At 35.1% G+C, this 16,169-nt stretch carries 18 protein-coding genes; 5 read left to right on the top strand and 13 right to left on the bottom strand.

The features are described 5' to 3' along the window. Positions 1–16: 16 nt before the first annotated feature. From CSC80_RS00770 to CSC80_RS00745, 6 genes are read right to left on the bottom strand one after another with little or no spacing between them, the layout of a single operon-like run. Complete coding sequence (locus CSC80_RS00770; protein WP_058103527.1) at positions 17–1,075, bottom strand: nucleoid-associated protein; 1,059 nt, start codon at positions 1,073–1,075, stop codon at positions 17–19. A 57-nt stretch (positions 1,076–1,132) separates the two neighbouring features. Beyond that, positions 1,133–1,630 (bottom strand): hypothetical protein, encoded by a 498-nt coding sequence (locus tag CSC80_RS00765; RefSeq protein WP_058103526.1) that lies wholly within the window; start codon positions 1,628–1,630, stop codon positions 1,133–1,135. Between the two features lie 26 nt (positions 1,631–1,656). After that, positions 1,657–2,691, bottom strand: a complete 1,035-nt coding sequence (locus CSC80_RS00760) for a COX15/CtaA family protein (protein WP_091605850.1) — start codon at positions 2,689–2,691, stop codon at positions 1,657–1,659. Positions 2,692–2,705: 14 nt separating this feature from the next. Next, positions 2,706–4,130 (bottom strand): HD domain-containing protein, encoded by a 1,425-nt coding sequence (locus tag CSC80_RS00755; RefSeq protein WP_099189089.1) that lies wholly within the window; start codon positions 4,128–4,130, stop codon positions 2,706–2,708. 4 nt (positions 4,131–4,134) lie between these two features. Further along, on the bottom strand, positions 4,135–4,695 hold the full coding sequence (locus CSC80_RS00750; protein ID WP_071341606.1) for an L-threonylcarbamoyladenylate synthase: 561 nt from the start codon (positions 4,693–4,695) through the stop codon (positions 4,135–4,137). 16 nt (positions 4,696–4,711) lie between these two features. Beyond that, on the bottom strand, positions 4,712–5,542 hold the full coding sequence (locus tag CSC80_RS00745; RefSeq protein WP_099189087.1) for a glycosyltransferase: 831 nt from the start codon (positions 5,540–5,542) through the stop codon (positions 4,712–4,714). A gap of 98 nt (positions 5,543–5,640) precedes the next feature. Between CSC80_RS00745 and CSC80_RS00740 the strand changes: the two genes are divergently transcribed. Beyond that, a complete protein-coding gene (locus CSC80_RS00740; protein ID WP_099189085.1) occupies positions 5,641–6,459 on the top strand; it encodes a glycosyltransferase family 2 protein in 819 nt (272 codons plus the stop codon). Here the strand turns inward: CSC80_RS00740 and CSC80_RS00735 are convergent. Together CSC80_RS00735 and glf are read right to left on the bottom strand one after the other, a co-directional pair. Next, positions 6,441–7,235, bottom strand: coding sequence for a glycosyltransferase family 2 protein (locus CSC80_RS00735; protein WP_099189083.1), 795 nt, complete (start codon positions 7,233–7,235; stop codon positions 6,441–6,443). The genes CSC80_RS00740 and CSC80_RS00735 overlap by 19 nt on opposite strands. A 159-nt stretch (positions 7,236–7,394) precedes the next feature. After that, on the bottom strand, positions 7,395–8,507 hold the full coding sequence (gene glf / locus CSC80_RS00730) for a UDP-galactopyranose mutase (RefSeq protein WP_099189081.1): 1,113 nt from the start codon (positions 8,505–8,507) through the stop codon (positions 7,395–7,397). Between the two features lie 217 nt (positions 8,508–8,724). Here glf and CSC80_RS00725 point away from each other — a divergent pair, with 217 nt between their 5' ends. Beyond that, a complete protein-coding gene (locus CSC80_RS00725; protein WP_236973294.1) occupies positions 8,725–9,687 on the top strand; it encodes a beta-1,6-galactofuranosyltransferase in 963 nt (320 codons plus the stop codon). Between the two features lie 3 nt (positions 9,688–9,690). On the opposite strand, the gene CSC80_RS00720 is transcribed toward CSC80_RS00725, so the two are convergent. Continuing rightward, positions 9,691–10,506 carry a 2,3,4,5-tetrahydropyridine-2,6-dicarboxylate N-succinyltransferase gene (locus tag CSC80_RS00720; protein WP_071341609.1) on the bottom strand — a complete coding sequence of 272 codons (816 nt, stop codon included), beginning with the start codon at positions 10,504–10,506 and terminating at the stop codon, positions 9,691–9,693. A gap of 99 nt (positions 10,507–10,605) precedes the next feature. Here CSC80_RS00720 and ruvX point away from each other — a divergent pair, with 99 nt between their 5' ends. The 3 genes from ruvX to CSC80_RS00705 are packed head-to-tail and all read left to right on the top strand — an operon-like array spanning position 10,606 to position 12,096. Next, positions 10,606–11,016, top strand: coding sequence for a Holliday junction resolvase RuvX (ruvX, locus tag CSC80_RS00715; protein ID WP_099189079.1), 411 nt, complete (start codon positions 10,606–10,608; stop codon positions 11,014–11,016). Next, the gene (gene def, locus CSC80_RS00710) at positions 11,017–11,607 is read left to right on the top strand and encodes a peptide deformylase (protein ID WP_058103515.1); all 591 of its coding nucleotides are present in this window, start codon (positions 11,017–11,019) and stop codon (positions 11,605–11,607) included. 60 nt (positions 11,608–11,667) lie between these two features. Then, positions 11,668–12,096 (top strand): DUF5606 domain-containing protein, encoded by a 429-nt coding sequence (locus CSC80_RS00705; protein ID WP_099189077.1) that lies wholly within the window; start codon positions 11,668–11,670, stop codon positions 12,094–12,096. Between the two features lie 71 nt (positions 12,097–12,167). Here the strand turns inward: CSC80_RS00705 and CSC80_RS00700 are convergent, their stop codons facing one another. From CSC80_RS00700 to CSC80_RS00685, 4 genes are read right to left on the bottom strand one after another with little or no spacing between them, the layout of a single operon-like run. After that, positions 12,168–13,778: a family 20 glycosylhydrolase gene (locus CSC80_RS00700; RefSeq protein WP_099189075.1), complete on the bottom strand. Its 1,611-nt coding sequence runs from the start codon at positions 13,776–13,778 to the stop codon at positions 12,168–12,170. 12 nt (positions 13,779–13,790) lie between these two features. Beyond that, complete coding sequence (locus tag CSC80_RS00695; protein ID WP_099189073.1) at positions 13,791–14,480, bottom strand: GDSL-type esterase/lipase family protein; 690 nt, start codon at positions 14,478–14,480, stop codon at positions 13,791–13,793. 6 nt (positions 14,481–14,486) lie between these two features. Then, positions 14,487–15,362: an alpha/beta hydrolase gene (locus CSC80_RS00690; protein WP_074672766.1), complete on the bottom strand. Its 876-nt coding sequence runs from the start codon at positions 15,360–15,362 to the stop codon at positions 14,487–14,489. A gap of 10 nt (positions 15,363–15,372) precedes the next feature. After that, positions 15,373–16,134, bottom strand: coding sequence for an MIP/aquaporin family protein (locus CSC80_RS00685; RefSeq protein WP_262497230.1), 762 nt, complete (start codon positions 16,132–16,134; stop codon positions 15,373–15,375). Between the last annotated feature and the right edge of the window lie 35 nt (positions 16,135–16,169).

Below are 16,169 nucleotides of genomic sequence, written 5' to 3'. Positions count from 1 at the left end.
TTATAGTTAGACAAGGCTAGCTTTTCTGTTCTTTGTTGAAATACACTAGGTAATAGTACATTTGTCTTTCCTCGTCCCAGCCTTTTTCTACAAATTTTTCAGCAGATTCAGGATTTATGAAATCCATTTTGATCTGTATGTTGGTGTCAAGATTAATAACGTTCTTAATTTTTTTACGAGCATCTGATACCGCTTTATTGGCAATGTCAAAATTGGATACATCTTCAATGCTGAACTTAGGTCCTTTTTCCGTTTTGTAATGTTTGAACTCAGGAATCAATTCTGGGTTTTCCATTACTTCATTTAAGAAAGAAGACTCTTCAAAAGAATCGTTTTTTGCAAAATGGTTAACCGCTCGGTTCATAAAAAGAACCTCTTGTTGTTTATCTTCCGCTGGTAAAACCACGTCCTTTGCAAAATTCTGACAGAACTTTAAATAGTTTTTGGTCTTGAAATTATCATCTGAAAGCGGGTCTACACCCAAGAAATTTTCTAACCAATATTTGGTGTCATATTTATTGCTATCTACTGAAAGTACTTTGTAACCTTCTTCTTTATCAACATTGAATATTAAACAACCTTTGTCAAGCTTGTTAATGTTTATACCCTGTTGAATAACAATATCCAAATTGCTCCCTTTTTCTTCAAACTGAATAAAATCATGCTTTAGCTCACTTTTAAAGATACCTATGGCATCTACTTTTTTATTGTCCAACAATAGACCGGATAGGTAAGCTACGTATACCTCACCACTTTTAATATGTGGGTGATTAGATTGTTCAAATAATAAAGAAGCTACCTTTTTAGAGTTTAAATGTGCTTTAGAAGGGTCCTCAAAAACTTCACTGACAATTTTGAACAATTCGTTGAATTCCACATCAACTTCATTGGCCAGTTTATAATAATTTTCTTCCTTTTCCCTAAAAGGCTTAAAGAAGTATTCTTTTAATAGACCTGTAGTTTCGTCATTAAGTCTAAATGGTTCTTCAGAAAGAAATATACCTTCATTTTTATTTTTGTTACCAACTCTGTGTATAGAGATACTTTCTATTTGGGTAGCATATAGGTTGATCATAAAATGTTCTAAATTAAATGGTTATACGTGTCTTTGGTTCATTTGGTAACTGGTAAATTAATTCCAGTTCTCATCAAAATCCAAGTCATCATAATTATCAAAGGTATCATCAAAATCAAAGGCACTGTTCTCTGCCTCAAAGTTTTTTTCTGGTGGGGTCTCAGGTAATTCGCCAAATGTGAATAGTACATTAGGGTAAGCACGACCATCTTCTTTTGGTTGTATATCCGCCAGTTCAACAAAGAAGGTCCACATGTTCATGAAATCATAAACGTAAATCAACTTTGGGTTGTTTTCGGTCATGATGTCCTCTAAAAAAGTTTCGTTCATTAAACGAACGTCAGAACCAGATTCGCTCATATCAAAAAGTGCAATTTCTTCGTCTTGTTTCCACTCTTCATCGCAGGTGTAAAAAGATGCCATTTCATTGCCTAAAAAGCCAAATGCCTGGGTAATAGTATTATGAAAGTCCTCTAAAGAGTTATGAGCTTCAATTTCTAAATCTCTAAAAATATCTTCTTCGGCGTCTAGAATCACACGAATTTTATAAATCATACCTTAAATTTTGCGGGAGGGCAAAGTTACGAAGTTTTGATGTTTTTCCTAGGCTTTAATGCATCTAAAAGTATGTAGAATTGAACTCCAAATAGAATTGAAGCCAATACCAAGTGTAACGGCTGACTTGCAAAAGGAAAATCTAAATAGTTCATGGCTATACCTGTAATTACCTCTACTACCAATAAAAATAAGACCCAGTAAATTTTAAAATGTCCTAAGTTTAGTTTGGTGATCCGGTAAACCAAGTATACATTGATCAAAAGTACGATGATTGAAAAAGATCGATGTATATAGAATAAAACCTCAGGATTTTGTAGCCATAGACTTTTAGCGTCATAACCAAATATATCTATTTGCTCGTCTACAAATTGACGAACCTGTGTGCCCATACCAATTTGTACTAAGGTTAACACTAATGCTATTAGACTAAAATGCAGTACCGTTCTGTCATACCTTATACGTTTGTTTTCTTTATTGGCCAAATAAATGATGTACAAGAGCATGGCAACAATGACCAATGCCATGAGCATATGTATGGTAATTTTGGCAGGTTCTAAAACTGAGTATACTACCGTAGCGCCTAACCATGCTTGAAAAACCATTCCTACTACCACTAACCATGATAATATAGGAATACGCTTTTTCTTTTTCCAAAATTTTAATGATATAATGGCTAGCAAAAGTGTAGCCAACCCAGCTAGGGCGCCAAACAATCTATTGATATATTCGATCCAAGTATGCCAAGGGTTGAATTCGGCGTAGTCATGCTTGGTATACATTTCCCAGTTTTCTTCATTAAATGAATTTGTAGTGGTAAATGTTTCTTTTGAAACTTGTAAAGTTTCGTTCCAAATAATCACTTGTCCTTTTTCAAACGTTCTGTCTGCTTGCCACTTAATTTCCGTAACATCTGTTGGCGGAATATAATAACCAAAGCATTTGGGCCAGTCTGGGCATCCCATGCCACTGCCTGTCATTCTTACTACAGCACCGGCAACAATTACCAAGTAAACTAAGACTAACGATATTTTGGCAATTTTTCTAAATGTAATATCCATAAAAAGTATCCATTCTATTTAGTAGTCTGTAAGCCTAGTTCTGCACCTTTAAGATACATAAATTCTTGTGCAGCTTTATATTCATTTGGAATTTCTCCTTCTAAAATAGCCTCTTTGATCGCTTCTTTGATAATCCCGATTTCTTTAGACGGTTTTAGGGAAAATGTTTCCATAATTTCTTCTCCACTTATAGGTGGTTGAAAATTTCTAACATGATCGCGAGCTTCTACTTCCTCAATCTTTTGGCGAACAATTTTGAAATTTTGATGATACCTTCGCTGTTTTTTAGGGTTCTTTGTAGTGATATCCGCTTCGCATAAGGTCATTAAATCTTCCACATGGTCACCTGCATCAAATATTAACCTTCGTACGGCAGAGTCTGTCACAAAATCTTCTGATAAAACTATAGGTCTAGAACTCATAAGTACGAGGTTTTGTACATATTTCATTTTATCGTTCAATGGCATGCGTAACCTTTTGAACAGCTTATAGACCATTTTAGACCCCACAAATTCGTGTCCATGAAATGTCCAACCTATTTTTTTATGGAATCTTTTGGTTGGTGCTTTTCCAATATCATGTAATAACGCTGCCCAACGTAACCAAAGACTGTCTGTAGCTTCAGATATATTATCGACCACTTCTAGCGTATGCCAAAAATTGTCTTTATGTTTTTGCCCTTCTATTTCTTCAATGCCCTGTAACGCAGTAAGCTCTGGTAGAATTAAAGCTAAAAGTTCTGTTTTATGAAGCAGTGAAAACCCTACGGACGGTTTTTTGCACAACATAATTTTATTGAGCTCGTCTAATATTCGCTCGTTGGATACGATTTTTAAACGGTCTTTATTTTCGGTAATAGCTTGTAAAGAGGGTAGTGCAATTTGAAAATCTAATTGTGTTGCAAACCGTATAGCCCTCATCATGCGTAAGGGGTCATCTGAATAGGTTACCCCTGGTTCTAAAGGGGTTTTGATTATTTTGTTCTCAAGGTCTGTTATACCGTTAAAGGGGTCCAATAACTCACCATAGTTAGATGAATTTAAAGAAAGTGCTAATGCATTTATGGTAAAATCCCTTCTTTTTTGATCATCTTCCAAGGTGCCGTTTTCAACAATTGGTTTACGGCTATCCCTGGTATAACTTTCTTTACGTGCGCCAACAAATTCTAGCTCAATGCCATCACTTTTGATCATGGCGGTACCAAAATTCTTAAAAACAGAAACTTGAGGTTTTCCCTTTAATTTTGAAGCTACTTTCTCGGCAAGTGCTATGCCACTGCCAATAGCAACGACATCTATATCTTTAGGAATGGATCTCTTTAAAAAATAATCTCTGACAAAACCACCAATAACATAGCAGTCTACAGAAAGTTCTTCTGCAGCTTCTGAAATAGTTTTGAAAATAGGGTTGTTTAAAGCGTCTATATGGCTCTCTTGCATGTTGTTATTCTCGAATAACCTTCACCGTATTGTCATTAGAAAGTCTAATAATTGATGAGGCGGAGCTATTCTGTTTCTCTCTGTGCAAATTTACCACATAGTCTACACCTTTTAAAATGGCTTGATCTATATTTTGGAAAGAATTTGGAGTGTTGTTTCCTGATATATTGGCAGATGTTGATACAATTGGTTTTTTAAACTTACCAATTAGGTAACTGCAAAATTTGTCAGAAGCCACTCTAACGGCTAGGGTATTGTCCGCTGCAATTAGGTTTTTGGCTATACCACGTGGATTATCGTAAATTATAGTGGTTGGTTTTGTAGAAAGGTCCATAAGGTCATAGGCCAGGTCAGGAACTTTTTCTATGTGCTTCTCAAGCATTGCGTCATTGGCGACCAAACAAATTAGTGCTTTACTGTCTTCTCGTTGTTTTAATCGAAATACTTTTTGAACCGCTTCTTCATTGGTGGCATCACAACCTATTCCCCAAACGGTATCGGTAGGGTAGAGTATGAGTCCGCCATTTTCTAAAACTTCTATGCATTTGTTGATTTCCTCAGTCATCTTTGATAGGGTATAATTAAAGAAATTTATCTGGTGTTATATTATAATGTTGTGTTATAGCTTGCCATTGAGTTTTGTTTTTATCCCCACCTATGTTCGATTTTTTCAAAGATTGTTTTTGAGACCCAATGATAGGTATTGGTGTTTTTGCTCTATGTGCTGCTAATATTGTTTTTGTTCCCTGCAAATATGCCATAGCCTTAAACCACAAATCGTCGGCTTTTGGTGCTAATTCTAAAAATAGATCGGCATTTGTTACCTCTTTTGATAAGCAGTTAGGAGGGTAAAGTACCCCTTCTGCACCAATTGCAATAATTGCGTCTTCATTATTCTTGGTGTTTTTATCCTTGATCCACCTTTTGTAAGAAAGTAATTCTCCAGCTGAGCTATAACTTATATACCTAGTTTGATTAGCTATTACCTTATCTAAATTGGCTTTATGCTCTTGATATAATAAATGAAGCCAATTTTTTCTGTACATCATATCATCATCACATGTAATTATAATATCGTTGGGGTAAAGCTCTAAACTATGAACCAATTTTCTATGGGAGCAGGTTAAATCAGAATATAAAATTGAAAACAAATCAGACTCTAATGATGCCAATTTTTCTGGAATTTCATCTTTTAAGGAGTGATGTAACCATAATACTATTTTTGTAGGCCTTACTTCTTGATTAAGGATACTTCTTATGGTCAAGTGCAGCGTATGCAACCTTGAAGGAATGGAGGTTAATGAAACAATTACAGGAATTTCTTCTTTCTGTACGTTAACCATACTTTTAGAAGATATTGATAAAAGTTTGGCAGCGTTATAAATTGATACCGGTATTTCTTTTAGCTTCATTTTACATTGCTGTATTTTGATCTATTATTAATAGAGCATCTTTTCTTGGTCAAAGATAGATAAGAGTTTTATATTTTTGCAGTAATTTGAAACGTAGCATGGAGATTCCTAAAATAAGTATCATTGTAAGTACATATAATGCCGAAGAGTGGTTGAAGAAGGTACTTTGGGGCTTTGAGCAACAAATTTTCAAAGACTTTGAAGTGGTTATTGCCGATGACGGCTCAAAGGAACCTACTAAAATTCTTCTTGAAGAAATGGCAAAAAAGGTTCATTACCCCATAGTTCATGTTTGGCAAGAAGATGACGGATTTCAAAAATCTAGGATACTTAATAAGGCGGTTACGGCTTGTTCTGCAGATTATATTATTATGACCGATGGTGATTGTATACCGCGAGAAGATTTTGTTCAAGTTCACTATATAAATAAAGAACCTGGTTATTTTATTTCTGGTGGATATTACATGCTACCAATGAATATCTCTAAATTAATTACTTTAGATGATATTGAAAAGCAGCGTTGTTTTAATATTCAGTGGTTAAAAGAAAAAGGAATTCCGCAGACATTCAAGAATAATAAGTTGACGGCTCGGGGGATCATTTCAAAAATCCTTAACTGGGTAACACCTACCAACGCTAGTTGGAACGGTCATAACTCTTCTGGTTGGAAGAAAGATATTGAAAATGTGAACGGTTTTGATGAGCGTATGCAATATGGTGGACAAGACAGGGAATTGGGTGAAAGGTTATTTAATTTTGGTATAAAGTCAAAACAATTACGTTACAGTGCTGTTTGTGTTCATTTGGATCACAAAAGAGGTTACAAAACACCAGAGTCTATCGCAAAAAATGTTGGAATTAGAAATGCCACCAAAAAGGAAAAAAGTGTGTGGACACACTATGGCATTACCAAATAATACGCAAGCTCATTTTTCTGTTCTAACCTTTTAAGCTCTCTATAGCGTTCAAGTACGCCCAAAGCATTTAAATAACAGATAGTAAAACCTTTTTTGCCGTCAAGTATACCAAGTCTTAAAATATAGTGGTTAAAAAATTTCCAGCTAGTTTTTAAGACCATCATTACATAACTGAATTTTTTTTCCTTGTAAAAAGATTCAATAGCTTTTAAACGACCATATTTGAGCATTTTACCTTTGTAGTCTTTGTGACTCTTATAACAGTAATGTGTTAGTTTTTCTTTTAAAATACCAGAATCACCATCCACGTCCAATGTTTCATGGACAATTTTGCAATCGGAAAATACAGCTTTACTTTTTCTAAAAAGGCGGTAGTTTTTATCTGTTTGCCATCCACTGAAATTTAATTTTTCATTTTTGAACATGAACTGTCGATAAAACCAAAAAGCAGCAACTTCGGTACCACTTGATATTGTTTCTTCTATTTCATTTTGCAAAGCATCTGAAACAATCTCATCAGCATCTAAAAATAAAACCCAGTCGTTTTTAGCCTGTTTTAAAGCAAAAGATTTTTGAGCGGTAAAATTTTCGAACGGATTTTGAATGACTTTTACTTTAGGGTGTTCCTTTAAATATTCATAGGTTCCGTCAGTACTAAAAGAGTCAACTACAATAATTTCGTCAGCAAAAGAAACAGATTCTATACATTTTTCAATGAAACCAATTTCATTATACGTAATTACTAATGCGGTAAGTTGTTCTTTTTTTGTAATCATACAATCCAATTTGATAGGTTTGCTCTAATCGGAGCGAACAAAGTTATAACAAAAAAAGAATTAAAAAATTGTGTCAAGAAGTAAAATTCTTACAGGTTTAAAATCCAGTATTATAACTTGGTTCAATTTATAAGAGGGTATATTTTAGAATGGTTGCGTTCAATTATCAAAAAGTTTTTTAGTTTTTGCTAACGCAGCTCCAATAACCTGGTGCATATCATAGTATTTATATTCAGCTAGCCTACCTCCAAAAATGACTAAGTCTTTGGAAGCCTTATTTTTATATTTTAAATACCTACTGTTATTCTTATCGTCGTTAATGGGGTAGTAGGGTTCTAATTCAGTTGATGCCTCTAATGGAAATTCTTTTGTTATGACCGTTTTCTTTTGTTGCCCAAATTCAAAATGTTTGTGTTCTAAAATTCTAGTATATGGTATTTCTACTGCTGTATAATTAATAACTGCATTGCCTTGAAAGTTTTCGATATCTAAAACTTCATGGGCAAAACGTAAACCTCGGTATTCTAGTTTGCCAAATTCATAACCGTAGTACTCATCAATTTTACCTGTAAAGACCGTTTTGTGTGCCATCCCATCTAGGGCAATTTTATCTTTAAAGTAATTGACGCCAAGCTGTACATCTATACCTTCAAGTAACCCTCCAGTAAGTTCGTTATATCCACCTATTGGAATGCCTTGGTAGCTATCATTAAAATAATTGTTGTCGAATGTAAATCTTACCGGTAGACGTTTTATTATAAATGCAGGTAATTCTGTGGCTTTTCTTCCCCATTGCTTTTCTGTATACCCTTTGATCAGTTTGTAATAAATATCTTCACCAACCAATGAGAGCGCTTGCTCTTCTAAGTTTTGAGGTTTTTTTGTTTGGTGTTTTTTGCTTTGCTCTTCTATTATGTTTTTAGCTTCTGAAGGAGTTTTTACTCCCCAAAGCTGATGGAAAGTATTCATGTTAAAAGGCAAATTGAACAATGAACCTTTATAATTGGCAACTGGTGAATTTGTATATCTATTAAAAGGCACAAAGTCGTTTACATAGTCCCAAATTTTTTTGTTGTTGGTATGGAAAATGTGTGCTCCGTAGGCATGCACATTGATATCTTCTATTTTTTTACAAAATGTATTACCTCCTATATGTTCCCTTTTATCTACTACTAAACATGTTTTACCTCTTTTTTTTGCTTCATGGGCAAAAACTGCCCCGTACAGACCTGCGCCTACAATAAGGAAATCATACTTTTTTGTGGATGCCATTTTTTAAAATTTAATGCTCAAAGATACAGTTTGAAATCTAAATTTATTAACATGAAAATATTTACAATTGTTTAAGCTTTAACTTAAAAACTTTATTTTAAAATGGTATAATTGCATGGCAAAAAATGGCTTAATTAATACCTTCATGAATTCAAATAATCTCTTTTTTATTTCTAGGAATTATAAATTTTCAAAGAATGCGGCTTCTAAACCAAAAATGGACTGCGAGATAGTTCTTGAAAAAAACGGATTTAAAAATTTAGGTTTTAAACAAAGTAATTACCCCAGTTCGGCGATAGGCGCGGTTATTAGTTTTTTTGGAATTACAAAAGGGTTAATTCGCTTGCCAAGAAAGTCGGTTTTTTGCATGCAATATCCGTTGAGTAAGTTTTTTGGGTATATCACCAACGTCGTTGCTTTAAAAAAATGTACACTAATTATTATCATTCATGATGTAAAATTTTTAATGGGGAAGTCAAAAGATTTAAATGGTGAAATGGCGAAGTTTAATAAAGCTGATTTTATCATCGTTCATAACGAATCTATGAAAAAGTGGTTTCAGGATAATGGCTGTACTGCACAGTTGGTCAGCTTAGAATTGTTCGATTATATTCATTCCAGTAATAAGCATGCCACGCTCAATACTCCTTACGATGTAGTCTTCGCAGGTGGGTTAGGAAAGGAAAAAAGCGAGTTTCTATATAGTATGGACAACCTTAGCCCTTTAAATTATAAATTGAAATTATATGGTAATGGTTTCAATGCTGCTGATGCTGAGCAAACTAATTCTATTCTGGATTATCAAGGTGTTTTTTCACCGGAACAGGTAATCGATGAAATAAACGGTTCGTTCGGGTTAATTTGGAACGGTAATGCTTTGACCGAATGTTCAGGGGATTTTGGTAAATACTTGTTATATAATAATCCGCACAAGACATCTTTATATCTCTTGTGCGGATTACCTGTAATTGTCTGGAAAAAAGCAGCTATCGCTAAATTCATTGAAAAAGAACAAATAGGTATTACCTTAAATTCTTTAGACGAACTTGATACTGTTTTAGCTAACCTTGATTCTAAAGACTATGCTACTATGGTTTCTAACGTAGAAAAGGTGAAGGTGAAGGTGTCTTCCGGTTATTACCTTTCTCAAGCTATCAACAAATTAGTGGCATTGGTTTAAAATTTAAACCGCTACATCATACTCTCTTAGTGCATCGTTCAATGATGTCTTTTTATTGGTGCTTTCCTTACGCTTACCAATTATTAATGCACATGGTACTTGGAATTCACCAGCCGGGAATTTTTTGGTGTAACTGCCAGGTATAACTACTGAACGAGCAGGGACAACACCTTTGGTCTCTACCGGAGTTTCGCCTGTAACATCAATTATTTTAGTACTCATGGTCAAAACAACATTTGCACCTAAAACGGCTTCTTTTTCAACTCTAACACCTTCTACAACAATACAACGGGAGCCAATAAAGGCACCGTCTTCTATGATGACCGGCGAAGCTTGTAAAGGTTCTAAAACACCACCAATACCAACACCGCCACTTAGGTGTACATTTTTACCTATTTGAGCACAGCTACCTACTGTTGCCCAGGTATCTACCATGGTTCCTTCATCAACATAAGCACCAATATTTACATAGCTAGGCATTAAAATGGTACCTGCTGAAATATATGCTCCATGTCTTGCAACGGCATTTGGTACTACACGAATTCCTTTTTCCTTGTATCCTTTTTTTAATGGCATTTTATCATGGTACTCAAAAATACCAGCTTCTAAAGTTTCCATTTTTTGAATAGGGAAATACATAACTACCGCTTTCTTGACCCATTCATTGATCTGCCATCCATCTTCAGTAGGCTCGGCGCATCTCAATTTTCCTAAATCTAAAAGATTTACAACCTCTCTAATTCTATCTTGGGTAGCAGACTCCTTCAAAAGGTCTCTATTTTCCCATGCTTTTTCTATTTGAGCTCTTAATTCTGTCATTTTCATAAAATTTTCTCAAATATAAGTTGAAGTACAGTAATTACCCATGGTCAAGGGCACATATAACAAATTATCCTTTATTTTTGCCAAAAATTTAGTTTGGGAAAGATCCTTGCAATTGATTACGGAGAAAAACGTATTGGGCTGGCAGTTACCGATGATATGAAAATGATAGCTTTTGGTTTAACTACTATTGCTACACCTGAAATATTTGAATATTTAGCTGACTATATACCTAATGAAAACGTAGATACCATAGTTGTGGGCGAACCTAAACAAATGGATAATACCGCTTCTGAATCTGAAGTACATATTGCTCCTTTTTTAGTGAAGTTGGCAGGGAAATTTCCTAAGGTGGCCATTAAAAGACATGATGAGCGCTTTACCTCTAAAATGGCTTTTCAGACCATGTTGGATAGCGGATTAAAGAAAAAACAAAGAAAGAACAAAGCATTGATAGATGAGATCAGTGCAACCATTATATTACAAGACTTTTTAAAAACAGTTTAAATGATATTACCCATTATTGCCTACGGTGATCCCGTATTAAGAAAAGTTGCGGATGATATAGATAAAGATTATCCAAAACTGAATGAATTGATTGCCAACATGTGGGACACCATGTACAATGCTAGTGGCGTAGGTCTTGCAGCTCCTCAAATTGGGCTTCCAATACGTATATTCTTGGTAGATTCAACACCATTTAGTGGTGATGAGGATTTAACACCGGAAGAACAAAAGCAATTGGACGGATTCAAACGCGTATTCATAAACGCGACTATTGAAGAAGAAACTGGTGAAGAATGGGCTTTTAACGAAGGTTGTTTAAGTATACCGGATGTTCGTGAAGATGTTCGCAGAAAGGAAACTATTAAGATCAGTTATTTAGACGAAAATTTTAAAGAACATGTAGAAACGTATAGTGGTCTTTTGGCACGTGTAATTCAACATGAGTATGATCATATTGAAGGAGTACTGTTTACCGATAAATTGTCTTCTTTAAAGAAAAGAATGATTAAGGGCAGATTGGCCAATATTTCAAAAGGAAAAATCAGTGTTGAATATAGAATGAAATTTCCGTCTTTAAAAAAAGGACGTTAAAATCATATCATAATTAATAGAAAAGTTTAATATTTGTCGACTAAAATTTTAAAAGAGTATATGGGGTTAGAGAAGATTTTATCCGTTGCAGGAAAACCAGGTTTATATAAATTAATTACCCAAACTAGAACAGGGTTTGTGGCGGAATCCTTGTTAGATGGAAAAAGAATTACGGTAAGCTTACGTAGCAGCGTTAGTGTTTTGTCTGAAATTGCCATTTACACACTTGAAGAGGAAGTGCCTTTAAGAGATGTATTCAAAAAAATACAAGAAAAAGAAGATGGTGGTAAAACATCTATTGGGCATAAAGAAGAGAAAATCAAATTAGAAGAATACTTCTTTGAAGTATTACCTAACTACGATGAGGATCGCGTTTATGTTAGTGACATTAAAAAGGTAATCCAATGGTACAATATATTGGTAGATAATAAAATCACCGATTTTTCTAGCGAAGAGGTTGCCAGGGAAGAAGCTTCTGAGGAGGAATAACCTTTATTGTTATAATAAATAAAAAAGCCTTGGTCTCAACGATCAAGGCTTTTTTAATGGACTATTAATCTTTAGTCTTTTTCTATGGTTTCATAGGTATATTCACTCTTTTTCCAGTCAATTAGAGCAGAAGGATAGTACTTAACGTCCATACGATCTAAAAATGGAGCTTGGTCTGCCAGTCTTACTTTATAATTTTCCCAGTTTCTGTTTTCCTTTATACTCCAACTAAGTTCAGAATAGCCAATAATTCTAGGAAATGCTAAATACTCTAGCTCATCAATATTACTAATGGTTTCTGACCAAAGCGGCGCTTCTACACCTAAAATATTTTCTAACGGAATACCATATTCTTCTGGTGTCCAAATGTATGCGGTATCTACCGGTATATATGCTGCCCAGTGCAACCCAAATTTAGAAAGGGTATCATACTCCATATCCAAGTATGCTTTCTTTGCAGGGGACACTATAATTTGCATGCCTTTGTCAACTGCTTTTTTAGCATTTTCCTCACTGGCCCACCATTGTGAAATTGAGGTTGAATCTACATCTGCAATGGCAACTTCATCCCATCCGATCATTCGTTTGCCATGTTTTTGAACTATTTTTTCTACCTTATTTATAAAGTGTATGTAATCTTTCTTTTTAGTTACATGGCTTTCATCCCCACCTACATGAAAGTATGGACCAGGCGTAATGGCAGCAATTTCTTCTACTACATCATCTATAAATGCATACACGGTATCTTTTCTTGTGTCAAACGTGCTAAAACCAACACGCATACCTTCGTACAGTTTAGGTGTTTTTCCGTTTCCGTTTAAAAAAGGATATGAAACCGAAGCGGCATTGGTATGGCCCGGCATATCAATCTCTGGTATAATGGTCATATACCTTTCCGCTGCATAACGCACAATTTCCTTATAATCTTCTTGGGTATAAAATCCTCCTGCTTCGCCACCAACCTCAGTGCTTCCGCCAATTTCTGTAAGCTTGGGCCAAGATTTTATTTCTATACGCCAACCTTGGTCATCACTAAGGTGTAAGTGAAGAACGTTTATCTTGTAGTATGATAATAGGTCTATATATTTCTTTACATCATCTACACTAAAAAAATGTCTTGCAACATCTAACATAGAACCTCGGTAGGCAAAATTTGGGTTATCAAATATTTTACCCGATGGTACTGGCCATATTTTCTGTGGAGCTAAAGTGTCATTACTTTTAAGCGGCACCAATTGTCTTAACGTTTGTATACCTCTAAACGCGCCTTCTGCGGTATTGGAGTTTATGATGATAGAATCTTGGTTAATATATAATTGGTAGGCTTCTGGTGTTTCTAAATCCGTACTGTCACTTTGGTTGATGTAGATTACACGTTCTACCGTGTTAGAACCTTCACTATTTACGGGTATACTCAGGTTAATTTTGTCTTTTAATTTAGTAGCTAAGAACGTACCAACCTCTTCAAAGCCAGTTGCATTTTTAGAAGTGTATATTGCCGTAAATTGATCTAATGCAAATGCAGAATTTGTAGGTATGGTTTTTAAAGGTTTGGGTATTAGACTAACTTTAGATAAATCAGTGCTAGGCATTGCAATTCGTTCTTTCTTCTTCTCTGCACAAGCAAAGCATAATAGCATTAAACTTGTGAAAAATAGACTTCGAATACAAAAGGTTTTCATTTTGTTGAATAATTAAGGTTGGTTTACTAAATCTTTCATGGCTGCATACCAAATATCATAACCTTTTTGGTTCATATGTAAACCGTCTTCAATAAAAATATCGGTTTTTAGTTTTCGCTTGTTCAACATAGGTTTCCATACATCTACATAGAACAAATTTGGATCGTCTTGGGTAAAACGTTCCATTTTTCTATTTAACCTTTTATATTTTCCTCGAATTTTCCAACGGCTAATACTTGGTTTTGCCGATATTAATATAACTTGTGTTGAGGCGTTTTTTGCTTTTATTCGACGGATGATATCTGCGGTAGTATCAAGAACATCAGCAGGTCTTTTTTTAGCCCACAAATCATTATCACCCTCATATATAAATACCTTTTTAGGGTTGTAAGATAATATCAGTTCATCTATAAAGTATAAAAGGTCAGATGCTTGTGATCCTCCAAAACCACTATTGATGATTTGATGATCGGGAAACTCCTCTTGTAATTTTCTCCATAGGCGTACGCTTGAACTACCTGTGAATAAAATGGTCTCTTTACTGGAATCCCAAATACTGTCATACTTGGCGGTGATGTCCTTTACCTCTTTTGTGAATACATTTTCTACTTGCCCAAAACTGGTTAAGGAAACAAAAAAAATAAGAACAGTAAGTGTTCTTATTTTTTTTATGGTTTTAAGGTTGAGTTGTTGTTGAGACATACTTTTTTATTTATTAATGGTTTCTGTGAATTTTTCGGTTAGTGCCCATTGGTAAACCTGTGATATCCAATTATCCGATGCTAAATTTTGGGTTTTCATCCCAAATCCATGTCCGCCTTTAGAATACATGTGCATAGCGGTATTTTTGCCATTTGTTAACCATGCGGAATATAAATCTGCACTGGGTTTTGCCAAACCTAAAGGGTCATCAGATGCACAAATCACCAACATAGGCGGCGCATCTTGCGGTACACTATATTCCCCTAAAACTGTCATCCAAGGATAAACTGGTACTATGAAGTTTGGTCTGTTGTTTTCCGTTGCATTAAATGTAACTCCCATGGTAACGGCCCCGCCAGCGGAAAAACCCATAAAGCCAATTTTATTGGGGTCCAATTTCATATTACTTGCATTGGTTCTTACATATGTAATGGCAGAAAGCCCATCCGCAATAGATAAAGGTAAAACGGGCGTTACCCTTTCACCTATTTTAGCCGGGTTGGTTGCTCCTTCATCGGTAATCTCCTTTATACCATCAATACCGGTAGGTACTAACCTATATTTTAAAACAAAAGCAGTGATACCTTTTTTATTCAACCACTTTGCAACTTGTCTACCTTCGCTTTCGATACTTAAACCGTAAAGTCCGCCACCTGGTGCAACAATGACACTGGTGCCGTTTGGTTGGTCAGCTTCAAATACCTCTAATCGTGGTACGGCAACATTGGTGACAACTTCGTTTTCCCAAATATCAGAATAGTATTCTCTTTCTGCCGTTGACCAGGTTACATCGGCATTTTTTTCAAAGGGCAGATCTACCATCTTTTGTGCAAGTACATTCATGGAGATAAAAATACAGGTAACTAAAATAATTTTCTTCATAATATATTTTTTATTGCAATGTTTCAATAAGCATGAATAGTAATGCGGCTAGTACTCCGCCAATTATAGGACCTACAATAGGTACCCATGCATAGCTCCAATCACTTTTTCCTTTATTTTTAATGGGCAAAATGGAATGTAATAATCTTGGTCCAAAATCACGGGCAGGATTTATAGCATATCCCGTAGGGCCTCCTAATCCAAAACCTATACCCATTACTAATAAGGCTACTGGTAGGGCATCTAATGAACCTAAAGAAACCGGACTATCGCCTACAGTTCCACCGGCAATATAAAATACACCGAAAACTAAGGCGAATGCTCCTATGATTTCTGTAACCATATTCCAAAACGGACTTCTAATGGCGGGCGATGTAGAAAAGGTGGCTAAAATAGCACTTGTATCTTCCGTTGCTTCATATTGTTTTTTATAATTGAGCCATACCAAAAAATTTCCCATCATTGCCCCAAAAATTTGAGCAAGGATATAGCCAGGTGCCAATGACCATGAAAATTTACCGGCTACGGCCAAACCAATGGTAACAGCTGGGTTTAAATGGGCACCGCTGGTATCTGCGGAAACAAAAACACCAATAAAAACGGCTATACCCCAAGCTAGGGATATTCCTGTCCAGCCAGAATCGCTTCCTTTGGTACCTTTTAAAACTAAATTGGCAACAATACCATTTCCTATTAAAATGAGTAATGCGGTTCCAATAAATTCAAAAATATATGTTATCATAGTTTGGTTGGATTTTAAGTCGTTTAAGATAATTAAAATCGAGGAATTATAAATTTTAAATCCTT

This window comes from Maribacter sp. 6B07, assembly GCF_002700155.1.
Taxonomy (GTDB): domain Bacteria; phylum Bacteroidota; class Bacteroidia; order Flavobacteriales; family Flavobacteriaceae; genus Maribacter; species Maribacter dokdonensis.
Note: the sequence above shows the minus strand (reverse complement) of the source record. Positions and strands in the feature narration are given on the sequence as shown.

Bases quoted from the DNA above. Each gene is read 5' to 3' on its own strand.
- CSC80_RS00770 (WP_058103527.1), bottom strand. From the start codon at position 1,075: ATGATCAACCTATATGCTACCCAAATAGAAAGTATCTCTATACACAGA.
- CSC80_RS00765 (WP_058103526.1), bottom strand. From the start codon at position 1,630: ATGATTTATAAAATTCGTGTGATTCTAGACGCCGAAGAAGATATTTTT.
- CSC80_RS00760 (WP_091605850.1), bottom strand. From the start codon at position 2,691: ATGGATATTACATTTAGAAAAATTGCCAAAATATCGTTAGTCTTAGTT.
- CSC80_RS00755 (WP_099189089.1), bottom strand. From the start codon at position 4,130: ATGCAAGAGAGCCATATAGACGCTTTAAACAACCCTATTTTCAAAACT.
- CSC80_RS00750 (WP_071341606.1), bottom strand. From the start codon at position 4,695: ATGACTGAGGAAATCAACAAATGCATAGAAGTTTTAGAAAATGGCGGA.
- CSC80_RS00745 (WP_099189087.1), bottom strand. From the start codon at position 5,542: ATGAAGCTAAAAGAAATACCGGTATCAATTTATAACGCTGCCAAACTT.
- CSC80_RS00740 (WP_099189085.1), top strand. From the start codon at position 5,641: ATGGAGATTCCTAAAATAAGTATCATTGTAAGTACATATAATGCCGAA.
- CSC80_RS00735 (WP_099189083.1), bottom strand. From the start codon at position 7,235: ATGATTACAAAAAAAGAACAACTTACCGCATTAGTAATTACGTATAAT.
- glf (WP_099189081.1), bottom strand. From the start codon at position 8,507: ATGGCATCCACAAAAAAGTATGATTTCCTTATTGTAGGCGCAGGTCTG.
- CSC80_RS00725 (WP_236973294.1), top strand. From the start codon at position 8,725: ATGGACTGCGAGATAGTTCTTGAAAAAAACGGATTTAAAAATTTAGGT.
- CSC80_RS00720 (WP_071341609.1), bottom strand. From the start codon at position 10,506: ATGACAGAATTAAGAGCTCAAATAGAAAAAGCATGGGAAAATAGAGAC.
- def (WP_058103515.1), top strand. From the start codon at position 11,017: ATGATATTACCCATTATTGCCTACGGTGATCCCGTATTAAGAAAAGTT.
- CSC80_RS00705 (WP_099189077.1), top strand. From the start codon at position 11,668: ATGGGGTTAGAGAAGATTTTATCCGTTGCAGGAAAACCAGGTTTATAT.
- CSC80_RS00700 (WP_099189075.1), bottom strand. From the start codon at position 13,778: ATGAAAACCTTTTGTATTCGAAGTCTATTTTTCACAAGTTTAATGCTA.
- CSC80_RS00695 (WP_099189073.1), bottom strand. From the start codon at position 14,480: ATGTCTCAACAACAACTCAACCTTAAAACCATAAAAAAAATAAGAACA.
- CSC80_RS00690 (WP_074672766.1), bottom strand. From the start codon at position 15,362: ATGAAGAAAATTATTTTAGTTACCTGTATTTTTATCTCCATGAATGTA.